Source organism: Streptomyces sp. 13-12-16, assembly GCF_002114215.1.
GTDB lineage: Bacteria > Actinomycetota > Actinomycetes > Streptomycetales > Streptomycetaceae > Streptomyces.
The window spans coordinates 6153-10298 of the sequence record NZ_NCTE01000190.1 but is presented as its reverse complement, the minus strand read 5'-3'; the positions used below and the strand labels follow the sequence as shown (position 1 = coordinate 10298).

Genomic DNA, 4146 nt, shown 5'->3' with positions numbered 1-4146 from the left:
GGCGGCGCGGCCGGCCGCAACGCCGACCGGGACCTCGACGCCGTGTGCGCGCTGTTCGCGACCGCCGCCCGCGCGGAGGAACGCACCGGCGGCCGGGGCACCCTGAACTTCCTGGAGGAGATCGAGGCCCAGGACATCGCCGCCGACACCCTCACCCGGCGCGCCGCCCGCCCCGACGCCGTGCGCCTGATGACCGCGCACCGCTCGAAGGGCCTGGAGTGGCGCCTGGTCGTCGTGGCCGGCGTCCAGGAGGGCCTGTGGCCGGACCTGCGCCGCCGCGGCTCCCTGCTGGAGGCCGACCGCATCGGCCGCGACGGACTCGCCGAACCGCTCACTCCCGGCGCGCTGCTCGCCGAGGAGCGCCGCCTGTTCTACGTGGCGGCCACGCGCGCGCGTGAACGGCTCGTCGTGACGGCCGTGAAGGCGCCCGCCGACGACGGCGACCAGCCCTCCCGCTTCCTGACCGAACTCGGCGTCGAGCCCAAGGACGTCACCGGGCGCCCGCGCCGCCCCCTGGCCGTCGCCGCGCTCGTCGCCGAACTGCGCGCCACGACGGTCGACCCCCGGGTCTCCGACACCCTGCGGGAGGCCGCCGCCCAGCGGTTGGCCCGGCTCGCCGCGCTCGCCGACGAGGACGGCCGTCCCCTGGTGCCGTCCGCGCACCCCTACCGCTGGTGGGGCATGTTCGAACCGACGGCGAGCAAGGTGCCGCTGCGCGACCGCGACCAGCCCGTCGTGCTCTCCGGCAGTGCCCTCGACCAGCTCGCCAACACCTGCGCCCTGCAGTGGTTCCTGGGCCGGGAGGTGAAGGCCGACGCGCCCGCGACCGCCGCCCAGGGCTTCGGCAACGTGGTGCACGTCCTCGCCGACGAGGTGGCCTCCGGGCACACCCCGGCCGACCTCGCCGTCCTCATGGAGCGCCTCGACTCGGTGTGGAACGCGCTCGCCTTCGACGCGCCGTGGAAGTCGGCGCAGGAGAAGGAGCACGCGCGCGTGGCACTCGAACGCTTCCTCGAGTGGCACGTCATGGACCGCGCCGGGCGCACCCCGGTGGCCAGCGAACACGACTTCGACGTCACCCTCGAAGCGGGCGACTACGAGGTCCGCATCCGCGGCCAGATGGACCGCGTCGAGACCGACGGCGAGGGACGCGCGTACGTCGTCGACTTCAAGACCGGCAAACAGGCGCCCAGCGCCAAGGAGGTCGAACGCCACCCCCAGCTCGCCGTCTACCAGCTCGCCGTCGGGGAAGGCGCCGTCGACGACCTCTTCGACGGCGCGCGCCCCGAACCGGGCGGCGCCGAGCTCGTCCAGCTGCGCCAGGGAGCCGCCAAGCGGGACGGCGGCGAGACCCTGCCCAAGGTCCAGGCCCAGCAGCCGCCGGAGGGGGAGTGGATCGGCGATCTGCTGGCCACGGCCGCCGGGAAGGTCCTCGACGAACGGTTCACCCCGACCACGGGCCAGCACTGCGCCCACTGCGCCTTCCGGGCCTCGTGCAGTGCCCGGCCCGAGGGCCGGCACGTGGTCGAGTGACCGGAGTGACACATCGCACCACCCGTGCCGACCTGCGGTTCTCCGCTCCCGGAGCGCTCTGACGGCTCCCGCTGTCAGTGTCCGCCGCTAGATTCTGCGTGTGCCCGCTCGTATCACCGACGCCGATCAGCTCAAGGAGCTCCTCGGCATCCCGTTCACCCCGGAGCAGACGGCCTGCATCATCGCGCCGCCCGCCCCGCAGGTGATCGTGGCCGGAGCCGGGTCGGGCAAGACGACGGTGATGGCGGCCCGCGTGGTGTGGCTGGTCGGCACCGGCCAGGTCGCCCCCGAACAGGTCCTCGGCCTCACCTTCACCAACAAGGCCGCCGGTGAACTCGCCGAACGCGTCCGCAAGGCGCTGATCAAGGCCGGCGTCACCGACCCGGATGCCATCGACCCGGACAACCCCCCGGGCGAGCCCGTGATCTCCACGTACCACGCCTTCGCCGGCCGCCTCCTGACCGACCACGGACTGCGCGTCGGCCTCGAACCGACCTCCCGCCTCCTCGCCGACGCCACCCGCTACCAGCTCGCCGCGCGCGTCCTGCGCGAGGCCCCCGGCCTCTACCCGGCGCTCACCCGCTCCTTCACCGACCTGGTCGGCGACCTCCTCACCCTCGACGGAGAGCTGGCCGAACACCTCGTACGGCCCGAGGACCTGCGTGCCCACGACGCCGAGCTGCTGCGCACCCTGGAGAACACCAGGCTCACCAACGCCGACCTGCGCAAGGTCCCCGAGGCGGCCGCCGCGCGGCGCGAGCTCGCCGACCTCGTCCTGCGCTACCGGGCCGCCAAACGCGAACGCGACCTGCTCGACTTCGGCGACCAGATCGCCCTGTCCGCCCGGCTCGCCGCCCTCCCCGAGGTGGGCCGCGTCCTGCGCGACGAGTTCCGCGTGGTCCTCCTCGACGAGTACCAGGACACCTCCGTCGCCCAGCGAGTCCTGCTGGCCGGTCTGTTCGGCGGCGGCACCGGCCACCCCGTGACCGCCGTCGGCGACCCCTGCCAGGCGATCTACGGCTGGCGCGGCGCCTCCGTCGCCAACCTCGACGACTTCCCCGAGCACTTCGCCCACGCCGACGGCCGCCCCGCCACCCGCCAGTCGCTCAGCGAGAACCGCCGCAGCGGCGGACGGCTCCTCGACCTCGCCAACGGCCTCGCCGAGCCGCTGCGCGTCATGCACGCGGGCGTGGAGGCCCTCCGCCCGGCCCCCGGCGCCGAACGCGACGGCACCGTCCGCTGCGCCCTGCTGCCCACCCACGCGGAGGAGATCGACTGGATCGCCGACTCCGTCGCCCACCTCGTGAACACCGGCAAGGCACCCGGTGAGATCGCCGTGCTGTGCCGCACGGCCGGCGACTTCGCCGAGATTCAGGGCGCCCTGGTCGCCAGGGACGTCCCCGTCGAGGTGGTCGGCCTGTCCGGGCTGCTGCACCTGCCCGAGATCGCCGACCTCGTCGCCGTCTGCGAGGTCCTCCAGGACCCCGGTGCCAACGCCTCCCTCGTACGGCTGCTGACCGGCCCGCGCTGGCGCATCGGCCCCCGCGACCTCGCCCTGCTGGGGCGGCGCGCACGACGGCTCGTCTCCCACGCGCGCGTGGACGGCGACGACGACCCCGACCGGCGGCTCGCCGAAGCCGTCGAGGGCGTCGACCCGGCCGAGGTGATCTCGCTCGCCGACGCCCTCGACACCTTCCTGGAGACACCGCTGGACGGCCGCGGGGACGACGGCCTGCCCTTCTCACCGGACGCCCGCGTACGCTTCGCCCGCCTGGCCACCGAACTGCGCGAGCTGCGCCGCTCCCTCGCCGACCCCCTCATGGACGTCCTGCACCGCGTCCTCGCCGTCACCGGCCTGGAGGTCGAACTCTCCGCGTCCCCGCACGCCCTGGCCGCCCGCCGGCGCGAGACCCTCTCCAACTTCCTGGACATCGCCGCGTCCTTCGCCGCCGGCGACAACGAGGCCACCCTGCTCGCCTTCCTCGCCTTCCTGCGCACCGCCGCCCAGTACGAGAAGGGCCTCGACAACGCGCTGCCCGGCGGCGAGAACACCGTCAAGGTCCTCACCGCGCACAAGTCCAAGGGCCTCGAATGGGACGTCGTCGCCGTCCCCGGGCTGGTCACCGGCACCTTCCCCAGCAGCCAGGGCCGAGAGAAGTGGACCGCCCAGGGCAAGGTGCTGCCGCACGCCCTGCGCGGCGACGCCGACACCCTGCCCGACGTGGAGTCCTGGGACTCCCGCGGCCTGAAGGCCTTCCACGAGGCCATGAAGGAACACCAGCACACCGAGGAACTCCGCCTCGGTTACGTCACCTTCACCCGCCCCCGCTCCCTGCTCCTCGGTTCCGGCCACTGGTGGGGGCCCAGCCAGAAGAAACCGCGCGGCCCCTCCGATTTCCTCCACGCCCTCCACGCGCACTGCGCCGCCGGACACGGCGAGATCGAGGCGTGGGCCGACGAGCCCGCCGAGGACGAGGAGAACCCCGCCCTGCACCGGACCGGTGACGACCAGGTGTGGCCCCTGCCCCTCGACGCCGCCGCCCTCGCCCGCCGCCGCGCGGCCGCCGACACCGTCCTCGCCCACCTCCACCGCCTCGCCGCCCACCTGGACGG

General features: G+C 74.3%; 2 protein-coding genes. Both read left to right on the top strand.

Annotation, left to right across the window (positions count from 1 at the left end; genetic code table 11):
* Nucleotides 1–1533 (top strand): PD-(D/E)XK nuclease family protein (locus tag B7767_RS08715; protein ID WP_143652292.1); only part of this gene is annotated, 1533 nt, incomplete at its 5' end.
* A 100-nt stretch (nt 1534–1633) separates the two neighbouring features.
* Nucleotides 1634–4146 (top strand): ATP-dependent helicase (locus tag B7767_RS08710; RefSeq protein WP_085571665.1); only part of this gene is annotated, 2513 nt, incomplete at its 3' end.